17 protein-coding genes and 1 pseudogene are annotated in these 21,419 nt (G+C 37.3%); all 18 read left to right on the top strand.

Annotation, left to right across the window (positions count from 1 at the left end):
• The first annotated feature begins 21 nt into the window (after positions 1-21).
• The 18 genes and pseudogenes from HPE63_RS01510 (at position 22) to HPE63_RS01425 (ending at position 21,181) form a co-directional block, all read left to right on the top strand.
• Positions 22-585, top strand: coding sequence for a hypothetical protein (locus tag HPE63_RS01510; protein WP_188312461.1), 564 nt, complete (start codon positions 22-24; stop codon positions 583-585).
• Between the two features lie 270 nt (positions 586-855).
• Positions 856-1,692, top strand: coding sequence for a hypothetical protein (locus HPE63_RS01505; protein WP_188312460.1), 837 nt, complete (start codon positions 856-858; stop codon positions 1,690-1,692).
• Positions 1,693-1,860: 168 nt separating this feature from the next.
• The gene (locus HPE63_RS01500; protein WP_188312459.1) at positions 1,861-2,505 is read left to right on the top strand and encodes a DNA alkylation repair protein; all 645 of its coding nucleotides are present in this window, start codon (positions 1,861-1,863) and stop codon (positions 2,503-2,505) included.
• Positions 2,506-2,851: 346 nt separating this feature from the next.
• Positions 2,852-3,580, top strand: a complete 729-nt coding sequence (locus HPE63_RS01495; RefSeq protein WP_188312458.1) for a hypothetical protein — start codon at positions 2,852-2,854, stop codon at positions 3,578-3,580.
• 53 nt (positions 3,581-3,633) lie between these two features.
• Positions 3,634-4,383, top strand: a complete 750-nt coding sequence (locus tag HPE63_RS01490; RefSeq protein ID WP_188312457.1) for a DUF6090 family protein — start codon at positions 3,634-3,636, stop codon at positions 4,381-4,383.
• 194 nt (positions 4,384-4,577) lie between these two features.
• Entirely contained in the window at positions 4,578-5,381 is an 804-nt protein-coding gene (locus tag HPE63_RS01485) for an SDR family oxidoreductase (protein ID WP_188312456.1), read from the top strand.
• A gap of 188 nt (positions 5,382-5,569) precedes the next feature.
• Positions 5,570-7,411, top strand: coding sequence for an alpha-L-rhamnosidase-related protein (locus tag HPE63_RS01480; RefSeq protein ID WP_188312455.1), 1,842 nt, complete (start codon positions 5,570-5,572; stop codon positions 7,409-7,411).
• A gap of 231 nt (positions 7,412-7,642) precedes the next feature.
• Complete coding sequence (locus HPE63_RS01475; protein WP_188312454.1) at positions 7,643-8,782, top strand: FG-GAP repeat domain-containing protein; 1,140 nt, start codon at positions 7,643-7,645, stop codon at positions 8,780-8,782.
• Positions 8,783-9,044: 262 nt separating this feature from the next.
• Positions 9,045-9,944, top strand: a complete 900-nt coding sequence (locus HPE63_RS01470; RefSeq protein ID WP_188312453.1) for a carboxylesterase family protein — start codon at positions 9,045-9,047, stop codon at positions 9,942-9,944.
• 469 nt (positions 9,945-10,413) lie between these two features.
• Positions 10,414-11,352, top strand: a complete 939-nt coding sequence (locus HPE63_RS01465) for a family 43 glycosylhydrolase (protein WP_188312452.1) — start codon at positions 10,414-10,416, stop codon at positions 11,350-11,352.
• 188 nt (positions 11,353-11,540) lie between these two features.
• A pseudogene (locus HPE63_RS01460) lies at positions 11,541-12,467 on the top strand (3-keto-disaccharide hydrolase).
• Between the two features lie 250 nt (positions 12,468-12,717).
• Positions 12,718-12,990: a hypothetical protein gene (locus HPE63_RS01455; protein ID WP_188312451.1), complete on the top strand. Its 273-nt coding sequence runs from the start codon at positions 12,718-12,720 to the stop codon at positions 12,988-12,990.
• 526 nt (positions 12,991-13,516) lie between these two features.
• Positions 13,517-14,785, top strand: coding sequence for an alginate lyase family protein (locus tag HPE63_RS01450; RefSeq protein WP_188312450.1), 1,269 nt, complete (start codon positions 13,517-13,519; stop codon positions 14,783-14,785).
• A gap of 379 nt (positions 14,786-15,164) precedes the next feature.
• A complete protein-coding gene (locus HPE63_RS01445; RefSeq protein ID WP_188312449.1) occupies positions 15,165-16,301 on the top strand; it encodes a TolB family protein in 1,137 nt (378 codons plus the stop codon).
• 214 nt (positions 16,302-16,515) lie between these two features.
• Positions 16,516-17,847, top strand: coding sequence for a vanadium-dependent haloperoxidase (locus HPE63_RS01440; RefSeq protein WP_223198017.1), 1,332 nt, complete (start codon positions 16,516-16,518; stop codon positions 17,845-17,847).
• Between the two features lie 197 nt (positions 17,848-18,044).
• On the top strand, positions 18,045-18,575 hold the full coding sequence (locus HPE63_RS01435; protein ID WP_188312447.1) for a dihydrofolate reductase family protein: 531 nt from the start codon (positions 18,045-18,047) through the stop codon (positions 18,573-18,575).
• Positions 18,576-18,792: 217 nt separating this feature from the next.
• Positions 18,793-19,395: a nuclear transport factor 2 family protein gene (locus tag HPE63_RS01430; protein WP_188312446.1), complete on the top strand. Its 603-nt coding sequence runs from the start codon at positions 18,793-18,795 to the stop codon at positions 19,393-19,395.
• A gap of 412 nt (positions 19,396-19,807) precedes the next feature.
• Positions 19,808-21,181, top strand: a complete 1,374-nt coding sequence (locus HPE63_RS01425) for a glycoside hydrolase family 140 protein (protein ID WP_223198016.1) — start codon at positions 19,808-19,810, stop codon at positions 21,179-21,181.
• The last annotated feature ends 238 nt before the right edge of the window (positions 21,182-21,419 follow it).

Here is a 21,419-nt window from a genome sequence, read left to right as displayed (position 1 = left end):
ACAAGCACGTTGTAACACATTATGCAAAAAACCCTGATATTATTAATTGTTCTTACTTCAAATTTAGCCAATGCACAGTTTATAAAAGAAAAATCAATAAATGCCCAAATTGGATATGGATTAAGTGCACCAAATAATGGCATGGATGAAATCGTTGACGATGGATTTTTTGCTCAAGGGGAATTAGTTCTGAAAGTGGCTTCTTGGGTTGAATTTAGACCATATGTAGGTTTCATTTTGACAAGCTCAAATGGAAAGGACCTAAATGACAATCCGACTAATGAAAAAGCGGAAACAAAAGCCTTTTTGCTTGGTGGAAAAGCAAGAGTACGTGCACCAATTCCTTGGGTGGCACCATACGTTGAAATTGGAATAGGAACTTCAATTGGAAAATTTGTAACATTAACAGCATTTGATAATATTAACAAAAGCGGAATTATTTATCATATACCTTTTTCATTTGGACTTGAATTGGGAAAAAACAAAAATGTTGATTTAGGATTTGCTTATTACTTTCAACCCTCAGTTGAACAGTATGCTGGAGCTTTTGCAGTTGGAATAACATTTCAGTTGAATACTAAATAACGCGTTATAACAACGTGAATAATTCATTTAGCTGAAACACTAACCGGAAAATTATCTTACTTTTAATTTAAAGAACTATACTGATTTGTTAATCACTAGCGCTTGCTGCACTATCCCGATTACTCGGGACCTTCTCACTGCGCTGGCTCCCGCTTAAACAAATCATACACGAACACGTTGTGTGTAATTGAAACCATCCCCCAATAAAGAATGATATTACCAAAGAATAACTACTTAAAAGCAAGAGACTTCATATTAACAAATGCGAGAATGATAGAAAGGCGTTTGTTTGAATTTCATTTTGAGAATGGAACTTCGGAAGGTGTTTTTCACGCAGTTTATGCCTACCGAAATTCTGACGGAGGTTTTGGACACGGAATGGAACCAGATACTGCATCACCAGAGAGTCAACCTCTTTTTAGTATTATGGCACTTGAAACGCTCGATGAAGTTGGTTATCTGACCAAAGAAATCATTCTAAATGACTTTATGCCTTATTTTGAAAGCATAACAACAGAAAAAGGTGGAATTCCGTGGATGTTTAGGCCCAAAAGCACATATCCTTGTGAAGAACACTTTAAAACAGTTAAAGAATGGGCTGCTTTAAGCACTACTGCACCACTACTTGGAATTTTGGAAAAATATGAGGTTGAAATTCCTTGGATGAAAAAAGCGGAACAGTTTGTTTGGAGTGAATTTGAAAGAATAAAAGATAAGCATATTTTTTGCTACTTATGTGTACCAAGATGGTTAACTTTTTTAAAGCATACTAAAAGTCAAGATAAAGCTAAAAAAACAATCAATGACTTAAAAAACTATATATCGAATAACGGAATTATTTGTGAAGATAAATCTGATGACGGTTGGGGACTTTACGGAAAACCACATTGTCTAAATTATGTAACATCTTCAGAAAGCATTTTATATCCGTTATTTACTAAAGAGACTATTGAATCCGACATTAAGGTATTAATCAACAGACAAAAAGACGATGGCCGATGGGATACTTGGTACGGCATTAGTGAAGGAACAAAATTAGAATGGGCTGGTATACAAACATTATGGGTTTTGAAGGTACTGAAAAACTATGGTAGAATTGAAAAATAAAAAACTACACACAACGGTTCGCCTAAGGTTCGTTGCGGCGATCTGTCCGCATGGACTATTCCGCGTTACCAAACCTTCATTGCAAGGTAAGAATTTCCGTTTAGGAAATTCCGCCGCAATGAATCATGGCCGTTGTTGTGTGTAATTTTGAAAACAACCAAGAATAAAATGAAACTATCTTCAAAAGCACAAAAAATATATAGCGAAATTCTCGAGGAAACAACCAAATTAGGAGACCTTCGGAAATTCGCAAAAGAAATAAAAAAAGACCACGATTTGGCTATGGAGCTTTGGTCAACTGGAAAATTTATACCTCGTCAATTAGCAATCCTGATAATGGACAAAAAATATCTAAATCAAGAAGTAATTGACCTACTTGACAATGATATTCAAAATCACGAATTTGATGAGCAAAATCATTTGATGGATTGGTTAATGGCTAATCAATTATCTAAGGACAAAAGGATAATTTCTCTAATTGAATCTTGGGAAAATAGTTCTTCTAAATTACAAAGGAGAGTGTTTTGGTATTATCAAGCAAGATTAAGATGGATGGGAAATATAAACCAATCTAATACTGAAAAGCTGTTAGATTTAATTGAGAAAAATTTAATGAAAGAAGAGCCTGAAGTACAATGGGCAATGAATTATACCGCTGGGCAAATTGGAAAATGGCAAGAAGAATATCGACAAAGATGTATATCAATCGGTGAAAAAACAAAACTTTATAAAGATGAAGTGGTTGCAAAAAATTGTACGCCAAGTTATTTGCCCGAATTCATCAGGATTGAAGTAGCAAAATTGAATAAATAAAAACTACACACAAAAATATATATAATTCATGGCTCAATGGTTAAGTGAATTGAACTTCCCACAAAAAAGATTACCTTAGATTAACCGATAAAAACGTCGAGCGGCCCGCCGCGCTATCTGATTCCCACGCCGCTAAGCGAGCTGCTGACAACATTTGCACCGCAAATTTTGTCTTTCCGAATCAGGCAGCCAGGCCCCAAAAATCATATACAATACCGTTGTGCTTCATTATGACTAAATGCTAACAAATGATAAAATTCCTTAGAGGGACGAACGGAATGCAAAGGTCTGGTAGACCTTTGATAGTGAGGAGCCAGGCGGTGCACAGGCCAAAAAAACAAAAGATATGATCAAGTTCTTCAGACGTATTAGACAAAAATTGGCAACAGAAAATAAACCTGCCTTGCCGGAAGGCAGGTTCAGTAAGTATCTATTATATGCCATTGGAGAAATCCTTTTAGTCATTATTGGTATTTTAATTGCGCTTCAAATTCATAATTGGAATGATAAAAGAATTGAAAGAAAGGAATTAAACACTTCTTTGTATTCTATGATTGAAGAATTAAATCAAAACATTCAGTTTCTAGAAGTGGAAAAAGAAGACAAACTTAAAAGGCTAGTAACAATAGATAACTTTAAAGTTGGAGCTGGTTCAGGTCAAGAACTAAGGCATATTATATTTTCAGTTAGTGACGAAATTAAATCAAAGGAGTTTACCACCATTTATTTATCACTAAAAGAAGAAAAAAAAATTCGCTTGATCCAATCTAAAGTACTACGTAATAAAATTACGACATTTTATGAATATGAGCTAGCTAGTCTTAGGGATGCCAATACCTGGCATGAAAAGTTTGTAGGCGAGAATATTGACCCATATATCCTTGAGTATATTCCCTTAGACGAAAATATTGATGCCGATTCTAAAGTTATTAACGAGTTGCTTAATCAATTAAAGTTCAAAAATATTCTATCCACCCAAGAAATGATATATGAGGGCTACGTGTCTAACAATGAAAAGGTGACCCAATTAGCTCATGATCTCAAGTCAACAATATCGTCTCATTTGGATAAATAATGAAACCCCTATTTTTTAATTTAAAATCATACATTTAAAGAAACTAACCTCTAATGATCAAGTTCTTTCGAAAAATTCGTCAAAGATTGCTAACTGAAAACAAGATTAGGAAGTACCTTCTTTACGCAATTGGAGAAATAGTTCTTGTTGTAATTGGAATTTTGATTGCGCTACAGATTAACAATTGGAATGGGGAGAATAAAAAAGAAGCTTTAATGATTACTAATATCAAGTCAATCGCTGAAGATATTCAAACTGACATTTATGACATTCAGAAAACAAATAGGTCTTTACATAAACAGGTGGTTGCAGCAAACTATATAATACCAATTCTGGAATCTGAAAATAGAGTCATTACCGATTCGCTGAAATTTATAATGGATTTTAATTCATTTACTACAACACCAATAATTTCCGAACGCTCAAATACTTGGAATTACCTTAATTCTTCTGGAATTGTATCTGAATTTCCTGATTCTAGGCTTTTAAAATTACTTCAAGATTATTATAAAAATTATAATGATGTAGTAACAAATTTCACAAATTCAGGTAACCCTGTTCGACTAGAGCTTCGAAAACTAAAATATGAACTCTTTAGTGACACAGAACATCGCAAATTTTTTCCGACTAGCTCACCAAAAGTTCCTAACATAGAAGTTTATAATACCATTTTTGAGGATAGTCGAGTTTTACCATTATGTAGATTTATTGGAAGTACTGCTAATTATTTTGAAAGTAGTTTTAATTCTGTTCAAAGTAAAGCAGAAACAATTTTAGATTATACAGATGAAAAATATAAATAAATAGAAAAATAACGAAAGCCTGCCTGCTGGCAGGTACCCAAAATTGAAAATTACGCGCCAGCGGAATATTAAATTTTGTTTTAACAGGAAAAAGAAAAACCAAACCAAAAAGATTCGCTTAGTACGCGGTGGAAGCCAAACCTCAGTTTACTCCCGTACTCTTCTTAGCTAAATCGTTGGCAGTCTTAAAAAAAATGGAATTACAAGATAAAACAGTTTTAATCACAGGTGGAGCATCTGGAATTGGCAAAATAATGGTTCGTTTAATGTTAGAACGAAGAGCCAAAGTAATTCTCTGGGACATTGATCAACAAGGCATTGATCGAACAATAGCCGAATTTTCAAACAAAGGAGAATTATTTGGTTACAACGTTGATGTTTCAAACCTCGAACAAATTCAAGCTACCGCTAAAAAAGTTAAATCGGAAATAGGTATTGTTGATGTATTAATCAATAATGCAGGAATAATAGTTGGTAAATATTTCCAAGAGCATACTTCGTCCGATATTTCAAAAACAATGGAAATTAATGCCAATGCACCCATGATGATCACAAGGGAATTTCTTAATGATATGTTGAATCAAAATTCAGGACATATTTGCAATATTGCTTCGTCTGGCGGATTGGTTTCAAATCCTAAAATGTCTGTTTATGCAGCAAGCAAATGGTCACTCATTGGTTGGTCGGATAGTTTGCGCTTGGAGATGAAGCAAATGGATAAAAAAGTGAATGTTACCACAATAATGCCTTACTACATCAATACAGGAATGTTTGATGGTGTAGAATCCAAAATTCCAATTCTCGAACCCGAAGCCACGGCATTAATAATTGTCAAAGCGATCGAAAAGAATAAAAAACTAATGAGTATCCCAGGCTATATTTACAGATTTACACGTTTCGGTCAAGCGATAATGTCGATTAATATTTTTGATTGGTTCGCTGGTGACTTGCTTGGAATTTACAAAACAATGGAACATTTCACAGGTCGCAAAAAGTAACATTTAAATATTTAGAATTGACTAAGGATTATTTATCTGAAAGAAAATCACGACTGCCAACACCGTGCCTGCCTGCATACCTGTGCGGTATGCAGGCAGGCGCAACAAACCATATACAAACCGTTAGCAATCATAGAAACAAAATCGCTATTGTGAAGATTTCTCTATGATTAAAAGTTAAAATAAATATGAATAAAATACTTATTACGACTTTCTTTGCTTGTTTGTATTTCACCGCATTTGGGCAAAGAAAGGATAGTTCTGATCAGCTTAACTTACGATCTTCATTCATCAAACCTCAACTTATTGTCAAGAGTAATCCTAATCGTTACTTTATAGATTTCGGTAAAGATGCATTCGGAACTTTAATACTAAATTTCGACACTATTCCCAGCGATAAACTTATTATACATCTTGGTGAAAAGCTTCGTGATAAGTATACAATAGATAAAAATCCGGGCGGAACAATCAGATATAAGAAAGTTGTGTTGAAAGATATTCCAGTAAAAAAGTCATTCCAATTACAACTACCGCCCGATGGGCGGAACGATAAAAAGCCGGCAGTAATGTTGCCCGATGCGTTTGGTAGGGTGATACCATTCCGTTATTGTGAAATAGAGAATCTTAAAATTCCTATAGAAAAAGTAAATATCAGCCAGAAAGTATTCAATTATCGTTTCAATGATAATGCCAGTTCTTTTACAAGTTCAGATACTGTGTTGAATCAGGTATGGGATTTATGTAAACACACTATAAAGGCAACCTCTTTTTGTGGATTGTATATTGATGGCGATCGTGAACGCATACCGTACGAAGCTGATGCCTATATAAATCAATTATCACATTATGCAGTTGATTACGAGTACGGAATAGCAAAAGAAACCATAAAGTATTTTTTCGATCACCCCACATGGCCTACTGAATGGCTGTTACATACAATTTTCATGGTGTATCAGGATTACTATTATACAGGCGATATTGAAATCATAAAAGAATACTATGAACCATTAAAATTGAAGACGCTTTACGAATTGGCAGATAAAGATGGTTTAATAAGTTCTTTTTCGGATAAGATAAATGGGGAGTATATGCGAAAGATTGGCTTTGCTGATACCACACAGCGTATACGCGATATCGTTGATTGGCCCCCTGCACAAAAAGATACAGGCTGGAAACTATCAAAAGAAGAAGGTGAACGCGATGGACATGAAATGTTGCCTATTAATACAGTTGTAAACTGTTTCTTTTATGAAAACATGAGAATACTGGCAGAATTGGCAGCTGTTCTTGAAAATGAAAAAGATGCCGAACACTTTAAGCAAATGGCATTAAAAACAAAAAAAGCAATTAACGAAAAGCTTTTCGATAACGAAAAGGGCAGATATATAGATGGTGTTGGATCTACACATTCATCTTTGCATTCAAATATGTTGGCACTTGCTTTTGATATTGTTCCTGAGAAATATAAGCAGTCTGTAGTTGAATATGTAAAAACAAGAGGAATGGGTTGCAGTGTATATGGATCGCAATATCTTCTTGAAGGGCTTTACAGGGCTGGGGCTTCTGAATATGCTCTTTGTTTAATGACATCAACCAAAGGAGACCGCAATTGGTGGAATATGATTCGCATTGGTTCTACCATGACATTAGAAGCATGGGATATCGGATATAAACCAAACCTTGATTGGAACCATGCGTGGGCTACTGCTCCTTTGAATATCATCAGTCGTTATTTGTGGGGAATTAAACCCGAAGTACCAGGATTTGAAAAGGTGCAAATAAAACCTCAAATGGCGAGTCTTACTTCATGCTCTATAAAAGTTCCGACACTAAAAGGCCCGATTCTAGGCGAATATAAGAAGTCAGATAAAAGCATTATTTACAATATTGAATTACCTGAAGGTATTCTGGGTGAATTTATTCTTATAAATACAGAAATGGGAAAATTATTACTAAATGGAAAACAGATAAGTAAACCTGAAATATTGGAACTACAAGGGGGTATGAATAAAATTGAAATTATATATTAATTGTGGTCTTTAGCTTTAGTGAAAAAAGCGTTTAAGGTACTAAAAGCAAGAATGATCAAATTTTAAATTAATATAATGTTATACTTAAATTACGATTGCTAACATATAATATAAAACAGTTGGGGTACAGTGGTTTGTGAGGCTTAACTTCCCGCACCAACTTTTTCCTCGGTGGATAAAGAGGTCGCCGGTAAATCCAACCGTTTCATATGGTAAACAATGGATACAATTATGAAAAATAAACTCTGTATATATTTAATCATACCGACTCAATTTTTAATAGTTCATTTCTCAACAGCCCAAGACAAAGGCTTCTTTTCCAGAAATGACATGAACAATCAGGAGCCTAGATATAGTTTTGGTTCAAGTAAGCAAAGAAGCGCCTCTATAAGTCTAGGCGACATTAATGGAGATAATAAATTAGATGCCGTTGTTGCTAATGGCCGTCACTGGCCTGAAGAAAATTATGTTTTCTATAATTATGGTAAAGGATTTAATTCGATGGTTGCCATAGGAAATACACATTCAACGAGCTATGCCGCCGAATTAGTGGATTTAGACAATGACGGAGATTTGGATATTTTAGAAATAAATGACAATGCACCCCATAAAATATATCTCAATAATGGAAATGGGGATTTCAAGTTTTATTCAGAAGTAGCCCAAATATCAAATGCGAGAAATGTTTCACTGGGCGACCTTGACAATAACGGATTTGTAGATTTCATTATAACAAATCGTGGTCAAAAAAATACGATCTGCTATAATCAGGGCAAACTAGAATTTGAGTGTACTACTCTGGATACAAATCAAAATTCCACTATTGATATTGCTATAAAAGACTTGAACAAGGATGGCTTTTTAGATTTAGTACTTGCGAATAGAGACAACATCCCCAATGAAATCTTCCTAAACACAGGCAAAAGACAGTTTAAAAAGAAGTTGGAATTTGGGTCAGGAAGTTTTGAAACCCGTTCTGTTTCGATAGCAGATATAGATAATGATGGATATCTAGACCTGATTACAGGAAATATCAATAGTGCTAATACGATTTATTATGGAGACAAAGCTTTTAACTTTGATAAAACCACTTCCTTTGGTGCTCAAGATATGGATACTTTTGCTATTGCTTTGGCAGATTTTAATAAGGACGGCTTTATTGATATCGTTACAGCAAACTACCAGGAACCAAATATCGTTTTTATGAATATTGATGGTATATCATTTGAGGAAATTAAACTAACAGATATGTCAGCTAAGACTTATGACGTAGTTGTTGGGGATATTAACGCTGACGGTTGGATGGATATAGCCATAGCTAATTCTGACGAATTTAATCTATACTATCTTAACATTTTTAATAAGGAATAAATAACTGAATCAAACTTAGGATGGCTATAAGAATTTATTTGCCTGCCTGCATACCTGCGGTATGTAAACCGGTAGGCAGGTATAATTAATTACTCGGGGCTGCCCTACTCGGATAATCCTACGGATTTTCCTCTGGCTCGTCCCTTTTTGCTAAATTAGTTGCTTAATCACCTGCCTGCTTGCAGCAAGCAGGCGCAACTAACCATACACATAAACATTGGCATCTATTGCGGAAAACAAAAAATATTACAGCGTTGCACCCATGAAGCACTTTCTAAATTTGATGGTAATCATGTTATGCCTTGGTTCATGTCAAAATAGCGATGAATTTGGGAATACAGATCTTATTACAGATCCTTTGACTGATGATAATTCGACGGAAAATGAACCAGATGTACCGTTTGAAATCAGCATAGATGATAGTGACTTGGCTATGTTACCAGAAGATACTGGTGGTAACCATATCGCTTTTCCATTAGGCTCAACTTCGGCCAATTACGGTCATTATGTTTATACGCCTAGTGGGTATACGACTGATGGACCAAAGTATCCCGTGATTATTTTTTTGCATGGATGGAATAGCAATTTAGGTAATGAACCTCTTGAAAATGTTTTGTTAAGTGGCCCTCCAAGGTTGATAGAGGCCGATCAATGGAACCCTAACTACCCATTCATAGTTGTTTCCCCTCAATTGACCACTCCGTATTGGGCACCTTCCAACACGCATAGATTCATCGAATACCTTATAAGTGCCTATCAAATCAACACCAATCGCATCTATCTAACAGGATTGAGTTTGGGAGGAGGGGGATGTTGGTACTATGTCGGGGAAATTGAGGATAATTATGCTGCTGCTATAGTGCCAATAAGTGCTTCCGGGGCAGCATACTTGATTGATAATTTAAGGAAAGTACCTATTTGGGCTTTTCATGGCGCTCGTGATACAACCGTTGAGGCTTATCTGAATTTTGGATCCGTTCCCTTAGTGCAGGCCATTAACCTCACTGACCCAATTATTGAGGCAAGGGTAACCGTGTATCCTACTTTAGGGCATGATGCTTGGACGACGACTTACAATGGGGCAGGTAGAGATCACAATCAACTTTATGATAGATTTGAAGTGGATTTATACGATTGGATGCTCACCTATAAAAAAGAATAGGAATCATAGGGCTAAAGCCAACTCAAAATAGGAACACGACCAACGATTATCAACTGGGGAAAGCATATTTTTTAATTTAAGGAAGGACACATTTGGCAATTAAGACAATATTTTACAGATTCCCCTGACTATGATTATATTGAAGTTAACGACTATATGAAGTAATGAAATTATTATAAACGAAAGACCCGTTTGGACTTACCACTCAAACGCAGGTGTTACGCCGCTGGAATTTTTACCCTTACGAAATGGAAACGCATCGTTTAAGCAGATGTAATTCACTCGGTCGAAAAAAAGCTGTTGCCATCACAGCCTGTAAACAATACGGACTTTAGGCTTAGCTGCCTGCACCTACGGTATGTAAACCGGCAGGTAAGCCAGCCCGAACGTACCGTTAGGTACGGGCGAAGTATAGTAATAACCCATAAACCGCATAGTCGAAACCGTTGTGGTGCATAAAAAAAGACATATGAATTATTTTAGTTCCATTTTTTTAATAATTATGATTGGAAATATCAGCTTTGCCCAGAATCCTTTTATTACGCATATGTATACGGCTGACCCTTCGGCTCGTGTGTTTAACGATACGTTATACGTATACCCATCGCATGATCCGGATAATGCCAAATGGTTCGATATGATAGATTGGCATGTGTATTCAACTACGGATATGATAAACTGGACCGACCATGGTGTAGCCTTAGATATAAAAGATATTAAATGGGCTGAAAAATATGCATGGGCGCCTGACTGCATAAAAGTGAATGAAAAGTATTATTTCTATTTTCCAACCGATCAGTATCATATTGGAGTTGCCGTAAGCGATAAGCCAACAGGCCCATTTGTTGATCCATTGGGTAAACCACTAATTTCGATGAATACCAAGGGTGTAGTTTGTAATAGGGATTTTATTGATCCAGGCGTATTTGTTGACGATGATAAACAAGCCTATTTATATATGGGGCAGTTGGTAGTTAATGCCATTAAGCTGAATAGAGATATGGTTTCATACGATGGTGAAGTTCATCTATTAGAAGGAACAGATGATTTTTTTGAAGCTTCATGGATGCATAAGTATAATGAGAAGTATTATTTATCATATGTTGGAACAAGTGGGGAGATAAAATATTGTATTTCCGATAATCCATTAGGTCCTTTTGAATATAAAGGAGTTATTTTAGAAAGAATGAACAGTGGCACAAATCACCATTCCATAGTTGAATACAAAGGGCAATGGTACATGTTTTATCACAATTCTGACTTGTACTTTAAAAACCATCCAGAAGTAGAGGAGAAATTTGGCTGGGGGCATGAAGGAAGCCCACACCCATTTCGCAGATCTATATGTTTTGATAAATTATATTACAATGAGGATGGTACCATTCAAAAAGTAATACCCACTAAGTAAGGGAATGAATGAAAAGGAATTTAATTACGGGGCACAATAAAACATATTCGTAATTTCTGGTAGAGTTGATTCACAAAGTGTTTTTCCCGCTCAAAATTTTGTAACGTCATGATAGAGTAGATTCACGAACTCACCACTACGCATACACTATACGTTATATGACACAAATGAATAAATAATACTTTAATATGACAAACAAGCATGCAAATCAAATTGACAAAACTATTCTTTTCTTCTTAACTCTTACCTTCTGCTTTTCATGTTCCAATAAACCTAAACAAATTCAGGCTGACGATTCTGAATGGTCACATTTAATTGATGAAAATCTCTCAGAATGGGATACCTACTTAAGTTTCAAACACCAAATAGGATACGATGGCAGCCCTCCTCTTGATGATTCAGGCAATGAAATAGAGCCTATTGGATTGAATAATCCCAACTATAACGTTTTTACAACTATATCAGAAAACGACGAAGTTATTATTAAAGTAAGTGGTGAATATTATGGTTGTCTTGCTAGTAAAAAAGAATATGGGAATTACCATTTTCAATTACAGTATAAATGGGGAAATAAAAAATGGATTCCCAGGCTTAATCTTCTAAAAGATTCTGGCATTTTGTATCATTCAATTGGCTCATTTGGAGCGGAACATTGGCGGTCATGGATGATGTCGCAAGAATTTCAAATCATGGAAGCGCATACTGGAGATTTTTGGAGCCAAGCAACTTCAGCAATTGACATTCGTGCCTATGCATCTGAATCAGGTTTAAATCCTATGGCAAATGAAAGTCAAGATTTTTTAAGTTTTGGGGAAAAAGGAGAAGCAGGAAAGTACTGTTTACGCAGTAATAATTATGAAAAAAAGCTGGATGAATGAAATACCTTGGATTTAATTTGTTTCAACGGAAAAAGTCTACACATTGTAAATGGAGAGGTGGTTATGATCTTGAAGGATTCCAGATATATAAATGGGAATGGGGAGGTAGTTCCTTTAACCAAAGGAAAAATACAATTACAAAGTGAAGCTGCGGAATTATATTTCAAGGGCATTAAAATTAAACCCATTGAAAGTCTCTCACCTGAATATTTAGCTTTTTTTCAAGTTCAGAAATGAATGGAATGAAATAAAATGAGTTATATAACAAAAGATCATACGCCTAAGCCTCCCATAGGGTCGGCACTTAGTATACCTAACAGGTACCTTCTATGCTATGACAACGCAGCGAATTCAAAAGAGACATAGAAAAAATGATACCATTACTTCTGCTCGGATATAAACTCAAATTGACTAAAACTAAAATTCGGACTATTGTAATCAACAACCAGTTTAACTTTGCGACAAATAGTAACTAAATTAAATAGACATGACTAGAGTAATGGTTTTTATAACACTTTCAGACAGCGGAATTGAGGCGATAAAATCAAATCCTGAATTACCAAAAAAGGAAATTGAATTCGTAAACCAATGGAAACAAGAAAACATCCTAGAGAGCTTTTTTATTTCGGTTTCCAAAAAGGACGCTGTTTTAATCTTTCAAAATGTTGACGAGACCAGGACGAAGGAACTTATAGAAATCTTGCCTTACTTTCCATATATGGCAAAAATTGAATACCACAATTTGAACAAACAGTTTTAAACCAAATATAGTCACTATACAGACTTTCTGCTGACAATCAACTTAATAGGCAACGACCAAACAGAAAGCACAGCAGGTAACACGGGTTATACGTATGGTAGGTTGACGTGTTAACTTGGAGTTTTGTCCTTCTAATTAATTGAAGTAATAAATTGAAATATTGTGCTTCGAAACCCGCTCGAACGCAACCCCCCCGAAACGTTAGCGAACATTTCGAACTCGGAAAAAGGAAAACGGACCCCTACCCTACTACTAGTCAGATTTATAACTTAAAAACAAGCAGAACGCAGATAGACCTATTACTCGCCTGCCTGCCGCAGCCAGGGACGAAATTAAAATAACAAAACCGTTCGCCAACAACACCTATATTCTATTACTGCGGATTTCATTGACCACGCCTATGGCGTGGCAGGCTGGAAATCCTTAACTTTAGGCAATGGTTTGGCATCAAGCGGAAAATCATAGCTGATTTCCCGCATCGAGCCTTACACAAAACCGTTAGCCGTAATCAACCTAAATCTTCAATTTGAACTTGTTAATTAAATTTCATTTCATGTATATACTTCTTAAGCTACGTCTCATTTACCTTTCGCTATCTTTCTCATTGGTGCTAGGTACAGCATACGCCTTCGCTCAAAATAACGACGACGATGCCACGCCGTCTTTGCTACTTGGTCAAGGCAATCAACTCCTGCGAGTAAAAGCAGAGCTTGCAGCAGGCAATCCTAATTTAGTTGCAGCTTTGAAAGCAATCATCGAAAACGCCGATGCCGCGCTTAAGCAACCTATCGCCAACGTAGTAGAGGATGGAGCTTTACCGCCGAGCGGAGACCCGCACGACTACTACAGCTATAGCCCTTATTGGTGGCCGAATCCCGAGAATCCAGATGGTCCCTACATTTGGCGCGACGGAGAAGTAAATCCTGATCGCAATACTTCAGACGTCTCACGTATCGAAGCCATGGTTGATAGAGTCACATCGCTGGTACCCGCTTGGTATTTCACCGGTGACGAACGCTATGCGGAAAGCGCTGTTGAGCAACTTCGCGCATGGTTCATCGCTCCTGCAACGAAAATGAATCCCAATGTGCAATTCGGGCAGAAACGCCGTGGTCACAGTTATAACAGCCCATCGGGGGTCCTAGAGGCATGGCGTATGCGCTGGGTGATCGATTGCGCGATTCTACTGGAATCTTATCCAGGGTGGACAACAATAGACGCAAACGCATTGCGCAATTGGTTTAGCCAATTCGCAACTTGGATGGTGGAAAGCCCTACAGGTATCGAAGAGTCCATGCAACCAAACAACCATGGCACTTGGTATAACGCCCAACTCATTCTTTACGCGCTCTATGGCGAAAACTTTGATTTAGCGCGCAAACAACTTGACGGCATGCCTGTACGCATATTTTCCCAAGTCTTCATCGATGGACGCCAACCACAGGAGCTCATCCGTACACGGTCGCTAAACTACAGTATTTACAATGCCCGGGCTCTAATTACTGTTGCCCGTCTTGGTCGCCATCTCGACTACGACCTTTTTGCCTATCGCAGTTTGGAAGGCCGGAGCATAAGGCTCGCAGTGGACTATATGACACCATTTATTCTCGGGGAGAAAGAATGGCCTATTAGGCAACTTCGGCCCCACAGTAATGGAAGCGCGGCACAGCTTTATTGGAATGCGGCCATAGGTTTTCAGGAGCGCGAATACGCCGATGTGCTACATAAACTGCCAGAATCCCCTCTTCCATCGTCTATCGTACAATTACTCGATCCACTGTCGAAAGGCTGGTAAACCCTGCTCGTCCTACAAATCTTAGTCAAGTCCATTTTTGAGTAAGCACAGATGTAGAAATGCTATAAATAAATAGTGATTTGGCAATACGGTTGAGGAGCTTGAAGAGAATTTGGCAAATAAACTTGGTTGGAAAACTACTATGACTTGAAAGGTGTATAATTAATTGCTATACTAGTTGGGTAAATGTATGGGTTTTTCTCATTTCGTATATTCACTCATCGATAAATCATAACTGATTTCGTGCAACTATTCATACTCAAATACGTTGTAATAATTTATAAACCTATCAATTCTTAAAGTAACATCTAGTCGAATAAATCGTCTAAATAAACTAAAGGAGATAAATTTAACTGTACCATCAATAAAAATACAACCTATGAACCAATTTCTTCGAATTATAGCATTCGTTAGTTTAGTATTTATAGCATGCACGCCAACTAAACCAACCACGGGCTCAGGTAACGGCAATGCTGCACTTAGTCCGGAATTGCAGCAAATCCTTGGCTCAGTAGAATCACCGAAGAGCAGAGCAAAGAGTATTTCAGTGCTAAACGACAATGGTGGGCGTGTAAGCTGGTCTCCAAAAGGTGATATTATCCTTATGGACCGAAAAAGTGATGATGGGTATTACGATATATACATGGTTCGGCCCGATGGGAGCAATGAGCAATGTCTTACCTGCGATCAGAGCAAGGTTTTGGGTAAGGGGCACATTGGCCAGCCAGAATGGCATCCTTCCGGGAAGTATATTGTCTTTCAAGTACAGAAATTAAAGAATCAGGGAAGACCGGGGCGTGACTTGGCTGCCACACCTGGCTTTGGAAGGCATTCGGATCTATGGTTGATGGAATTCGCTACAAAGCGCTGCTTTCTTTTAAGACAAACTCCCGAGACCGAAGCCAGTGGCGTTTTGCACCCACATTTCTCGCATGACGGAAAGAAACTTACCTGGGGCGAGATGTATGAAGCACCAAATGGCTCCTATGGATACGGCAAGTGGAAAATCCAGGTAGCTGACTTCAAATTCGACAGTGAAAAGCCCGTCCTTTCCAACACCAAATCGTATGAGCCAGGAAAACCCGGATGGTACGAAAATCATGGCCTTTCCCCAGATGGCAAAAAACTGCTATTTACATCATCCTTTGCATTCAATAAGCCATTTCTAGCCAATGTCTATAGTTACGATATCCCTCAAGACCGCTTGGAGCTTCTCGCGGACGGCAAATGGAATGAACATGCCTTGTATGCTCCCAATGGTAATAAAATAGTTTGGATGAGTGGTGCGCAAAACAAGAGCGGCACCGACTACTGGAGTATGAATCCGGACGGCAGTGGTAAGGTTTCCATTACGGACTGGAATAATCCTTCATTGCCAACCTGGAAAAATAAAATGATTGTCGCTGCCGATGTTAGCTTTAGTCCAGATGGCAAGAGAATGGTCGCTTATCTACAAACGAATTTAGTAACCCAAAACGGTGTGACCGTACTAATTGAATTAAAAGAGAATTTGTAAATTAACAATATATAAAAGCAATATACTCTAACGACCTTTTAAACCAACTTGTAAATGTCCTTCTATTACAAAAAGACTAAGCATGAATAGAATTTACTTAATCACACTACTACTATTTGTTGTTCTCGGATGCAAGGATAGTACTAAAACAAAGGAAATCGGAAATGAAAAGGAACCAACTGGTATAAATAATGTTGCCTACAAATGGGGGGAAATGGCGTTGAAAGCAACGGCAAATGATACTGAACGATTTCAGCCGAGACCTACAATTACATCTCGCTATTTAGGGCTTATTTCCGTAGCCGTTTTTGATGCTTGGTCACGATATGACGAAAAAGCAATTCCTGTTTATTTAAAAAATGTGGAAAGGAGGCCTGAAAAAGAACGCTCATTAAAGAATAAGGAAATAGCCATTAGCTATGCTGCATTTCGAGCAATGAGTGAATACTACTACTCTGACAAAAAACTATTTGAAGATTTTATGGGAGAATTGGGTTTAGACCCTAATAACGAAAGTTTAGACCCAAAAACGCCAGCAGGGATTGGCAATTTAGCCGCAAAAGCAGTAATTAAGGCTCGTAAAGGCGATGGTGCGAATCAGTACGGAGAGGAAGAAGGATCGAATGGAGAATCTTATTTCAATTATGTAGGTTATGAGCCTCTTAATTCTGCAGATAAGAATGTTGACCCAAATCGTTGGCAACCAAAATACTTTTCGGACGGCAAAGGAGGAAAATTTGCCCCAGGATGCTTAACACCTTACTGGAACAGGGTTAAACCAATTGCTTTAAAATCCGGAGACCAATTCAGACCAGGCCCGCCACCAATGATAGGTTCTAAACAATTAGAGAACGAAGTGCGGGAAGTAATCGAAATGCAGGCGAATTTAACAGATTATCAAAAAGCATTGGTTGAATTTATGCGTGATGGTCCTCAATCTGTACAACAAGCTGGACATTGGTTAAAGTTTGCCCAAGACGTTTCTAGGCGGGATAATCATACACTTGACCAAGATGTAAAGATGTATTTCTACAATCAAGTTGTGGCTATGGATGCATTTATCGCATCTTGGGACTCCAAAATGTTCTATGATTATGCAAGACCATATGCCTTGGTTCACGAATATTATGACAACCAAAAAATAAAAGCTTGGGGAGGAGAAGGAAAAGGAATGATTGAAATGGACGGCAAACAATGGAGACCTTATTCGCCAAAAACATTCTTGTGTCCGCCCTTTCCAAGTTATGTTTCAGGACATAGTACCATAAGTGGAGGATGTGCTGAGGCTTTAAAAATTTGGACAGGAAGTGATGAATTTGGTTCGAAGGCCCAATTAGTCGCGGGAGCGATGACCGAACCGGATAATTTGGGAGATACGATCACATTGGAATTTCCAACTTTTACCGAAACAGCGGAAATGGCAGGAATTTCAAGAGTTTTGGGTGGATATCACATTCAAGCTGATAATGTTGCAGGACTGGAATTAGGAAGAAATGTAGCTAAAGAAGTCTGGAAATTCTACAAAAAACACATGGGAGAAAAATAACCAAACACCACATTGGCTAAAAGTAATCACTTCTTGTCACCTACTTCTGAAAATCCAAGCGGATTTTCAGTTTGGTTTGAACCTTCCTTACACGGTTTACATACCGCAATTATGCAGGCAGACGTACAAAGTTAATTGCTATCCCAAACAACAAACCTTAGCCGAACGATTGTGGCTAATGCAAAGAAGATAAAATAATGTCAAAAATTATTTACTACGTGGCAAGTTCAATTGACGGTTTCATTGCAGGACCTAATGATGATATAAGCGACTTTGTGGCAGGCGGAAATGGAGTTGATAAATATTTATCTGACTTAAAAAATTTTAAGACGGTGATTATGGGGCGCAGAACTTATGAATTTGGATATCAATATGGACTCGAACCAGGTCAACCTGCATATCCCCATATGGAACATTTCATATTTTCCGACTCTTTGAAAATTGAAAAAATAGCGAAAAAAATCCATGTAGAGCCAAAATCAATCGCCCGGGTAAAAGAAATAAAAAACGCTGCCGACACTGACATTTACTTATGTGGCGGTGGAGAGTTTGCGGGTTGGCTTTTGAACAACGGACTAATTGACCAATTGAAATTAAAGTTGAATCCAATTATACTCGGAGAAGGAATAAGGCTCTTCGGCAAATCGACTAAAAAAGTAAAGTGGAAATTACTAGAAACTGAAATATTTGACGAAGGACTAAGAATTCTGACCTATGACATTAAATAATAAAAAGGACTAGACACGACCATGCATATTATTTATGGCTGGCGAGATGTTAAATTCAAGTTTTTGTCTCTTTGCCAAGTTACTCTCGGGCAGAGAAAAAAATGCTTCTTAAACAACCATAAGCCATAGGCGAAGTGTCGTACACAAGCGTCAAACTTCAATATAAAGTTTATTTTAATATCTTTAAATAGTTATTAATCAACAAAAAAACAACCAAATGAAAACACTATTCAACCTCAACACCCTGAAAACAGGATTTATTTTTTGCGCGCTACTTATAGCGAGTTGCGCCGAAACCAAGAAAGAAGATGCTGCTATGGCAGAAAAAGAAGTCCCGATGTTGGAAGCAGCTTCCCAAGAATATGCTGATATTGTTCAGAAAACATTTGACCTATTGTCCGAATTCGATTTAGAAACATGGGAAGACTATTTAGCTGATGACATAGTTTGGTTCTGGCCTGATGGGAACTCTGAAACCCGTCATTCTATTAAGGGTAAAGAAGAACTAATTACATGGTGGAAAAACTGGAAGGAGACCACTGGAGGGCAAATGACTTTTACAAATAATACATTGTTGCCTCTTAAAGTAAACACACCATCAAATTATTATAAATTGGTCGGTACTGGTGTACTTGCCTATACTGATATTACAATTTCTATTCAGGATAAATCGACTTCTGTCAGACAACATTCCGTCTTTATGTTTGATGAGAATAAGAAAATAAGCCATGTACTATTTTACTACGACAGAACTGGAATCATTGAATTGACCAAGTCGGCCTTAGGGGCGCCTGTAGTCCTAGATGAGACTGAAGAATAAGGCCTTAAATTAAAAACCAATAGATAATAATGCATATGAAATTTAGCTCACAAAGCGCAAGATTTTAAAACTTGCGCTTTTTCTATATAACTATGAATACTTTACGCTTCTTAAAACGAACCTAATCTTACACCCAATATTAGCTGCCTATGGAGTCATTTACATTACATTATGTTTAAAATGCCCGATTTTAATGATCATTACGGTATTCTAACATCTTGTATCGATTATACACATAGTGAAAAATCCATAGCCAACACCATGAATAATGTATTAGGGCGGATTTTCTAATCGGAATTTCAAGCCTTTTTGCTAAATTTATGGTCACGGCCTAATGATAATCGTGTACCATTACGTATCGAAACCTTGGCCAAACCGTAATCAAATATTTAAAAATAGAACTATTCCGATTTTGAGATACCTACGAAATATTTTGATAATCCTATGCCTATCTTCTACAATTTACGGACAGGAGTTGCCAATTTTAAAAATCAGTGATGATCATAAGTATTTAGTGACAGAAAAAGGGCAATCTTTCTTTTGGTTGGGAGGCACGGCCTGGGAGCTCATCCATCGTTCAACCCGTGAGGAAGTAGATCTATATCTAGGTGATAGAAAAAATAAAGGCTTTACCATAATTCAGACTGTAATTCTTGCAGAACTCGATGGTTTGAACATCCCGAATTCATATGGACAAAAACCTTTGGTCAACAACGATCCCACCCAGATTAACGAAGCTTATTTTCAACATGTTGATTATGTAATCGATAAAGCCGCCGAACTAGGCTTATATATTGGGCTATTACCCACTTGGGGAGACAAATTCCATAAAGCCTGGGGGGTGGGTCCGGAAGTCTTTAACCCTGAAAACGCAAAAGTATATGGTGAAATTCTTGCAAAACGCTATGCCGGAAAATCAAACATTATTTGGATTCCTGGTGGTGACCGATGGCCCAAAGATGACGAAGACTTTGAAATTATAAGGGCTATGGTAAAAGGGCTGAAAAATTATGACACGACTCATTTGATAACTTATCATACATCAGGCTTAGCCCTAGCAAGTGACTATTTTAACAATGATGGGTGGCTTGATTTTGATATGTTCCAAATGTCGCATAGTAGATTGGACAAAGATTTTGAATACGTTTGGAAAGCCCGTTCAATTTCTCCAATCAGACCTGTAATTAATAGTGAACCTCGTTATGAGAATCATCCTAATCGTTTTAATGGGGAATTATATGGTTGGTTGGATGATTCCGATGTTAGGGTATCGGCATATTGGTCAATGCTCGCTGGTGCTGCCGGATATACTTATGGCTGCCACGATATCTGGCAAATGTTTGCCCCGGATAGAGATCCAGTAAATGGGTCAAGAACAAATTGGAAAGAGGCCCTAAATCTTCCGGGATCAAAGCAACTGCACTATATGAAAAATCTTTTTGAATCATTTCCTTGGCAACAAATGGAAAATGACCAGACAATCATAGTTAATGATAACAAAACAGACTCCACTTTTATGGTTGCAAGCATAGCCAAAGCAAAAGATTTTATGATCCTCTATACCCCGATGGGCAAACCCATATCACCTGATTTAAGTAAATTGAATTCGAAAAAAGTAGTAGCCTATTGGTATAATCCAAGAGATGGGAGTTCTAAAAAAATAGGGAAATTCGATGTAACCGAGCAACCGGAATTTAAACCATGGTCTCTTGGGAGGGGAAGCGATTTTGTTCTGGTAATTATCGATGAGAACGCAGACTACATTTTACCAAGAAATAAAAATTAAGGTTTGCATCCTGCACGAACATTAATAAGGTTTAAGAGAAAACTGGCACGTTAATTGCCTTACCCTACGCAGCTTACCGTTGTGCATCATCAAAAATATCAATAACAGCTATTGAGGACAATTAAACTATGGGATTAATCATAAAAGATAAAAAACACTATATAACCAGGTTTCCGTTATGGATATTAATTATTATACTTTTTTTATTTTCACCATTGATAGTTGGTTTGATTGGAGG

Origin of the sequence: Maribacter arenosus, assembly GCF_014610845.1 — a bacterium.
GTDB lineage: Bacteria > Bacteroidota > Bacteroidia > Flavobacteriales > Flavobacteriaceae > Maribacter_A > Maribacter_A arenosus.
This window is presented reverse-complemented; position numbering and strand designations above follow the sequence as displayed.

Excerpts from the sequence above, each read along its gene's own strand:
- HPE63_RS01510 (WP_188312461.1), top strand. The coding sequence starts at position 22 with ATGCAAAAAACCCTGATATTATTAATTGTTCTTACTTCAAATTTAGCC.
- HPE63_RS01505 (WP_188312460.1), top strand. The coding sequence starts at position 856 with ATGATAGAAAGGCGTTTGTTTGAATTTCATTTTGAGAATGGAACTTCG.
- HPE63_RS01500 (WP_188312459.1), top strand. The coding sequence starts at position 1,861 with ATGAAACTATCTTCAAAAGCACAAAAAATATATAGCGAAATTCTCGAG.
- HPE63_RS01495 (WP_188312458.1), top strand. The coding sequence starts at position 2,852 with ATGATCAAGTTCTTCAGACGTATTAGACAAAAATTGGCAACAGAAAAT.
- HPE63_RS01490 (WP_188312457.1), top strand. The coding sequence starts at position 3,634 with ATGATCAAGTTCTTTCGAAAAATTCGTCAAAGATTGCTAACTGAAAAC.
- HPE63_RS01485 (WP_188312456.1), top strand. The coding sequence starts at position 4,578 with ATGGAATTACAAGATAAAACAGTTTTAATCACAGGTGGAGCATCTGGA.
- HPE63_RS01480 (WP_188312455.1), top strand. The coding sequence starts at position 5,570 with ATGAATAAAATACTTATTACGACTTTCTTTGCTTGTTTGTATTTCACC.
- HPE63_RS01475 (WP_188312454.1), top strand. The coding sequence starts at position 7,643 with ATGAAAAATAAACTCTGTATATATTTAATCATACCGACTCAATTTTTA.
- HPE63_RS01470 (WP_188312453.1), top strand. The coding sequence starts at position 9,045 with ATGAAGCACTTTCTAAATTTGATGGTAATCATGTTATGCCTTGGTTCA.
- HPE63_RS01465 (WP_188312452.1), top strand. The coding sequence starts at position 10,414 with ATGAATTATTTTAGTTCCATTTTTTTAATAATTATGATTGGAAATATC.
- HPE63_RS01455 (WP_188312451.1), top strand. The coding sequence starts at position 12,718 with ATGACTAGAGTAATGGTTTTTATAACACTTTCAGACAGCGGAATTGAG.
- HPE63_RS01445 (WP_188312449.1), top strand. The coding sequence starts at position 15,165 with ATGAACCAATTTCTTCGAATTATAGCATTCGTTAGTTTAGTATTTATA.
- HPE63_RS01440 (WP_223198017.1), top strand. The coding sequence starts at position 16,516 with ATGGCGTTGAAAGCAACGGCAAATGATACTGAACGATTTCAGCCGAGA.
- HPE63_RS01435 (WP_188312447.1), top strand. The coding sequence starts at position 18,045 with ATGTCAAAAATTATTTACTACGTGGCAAGTTCAATTGACGGTTTCATT.
- HPE63_RS01430 (WP_188312446.1), top strand. The coding sequence starts at position 18,793 with ATGAAAACACTATTCAACCTCAACACCCTGAAAACAGGATTTATTTTT.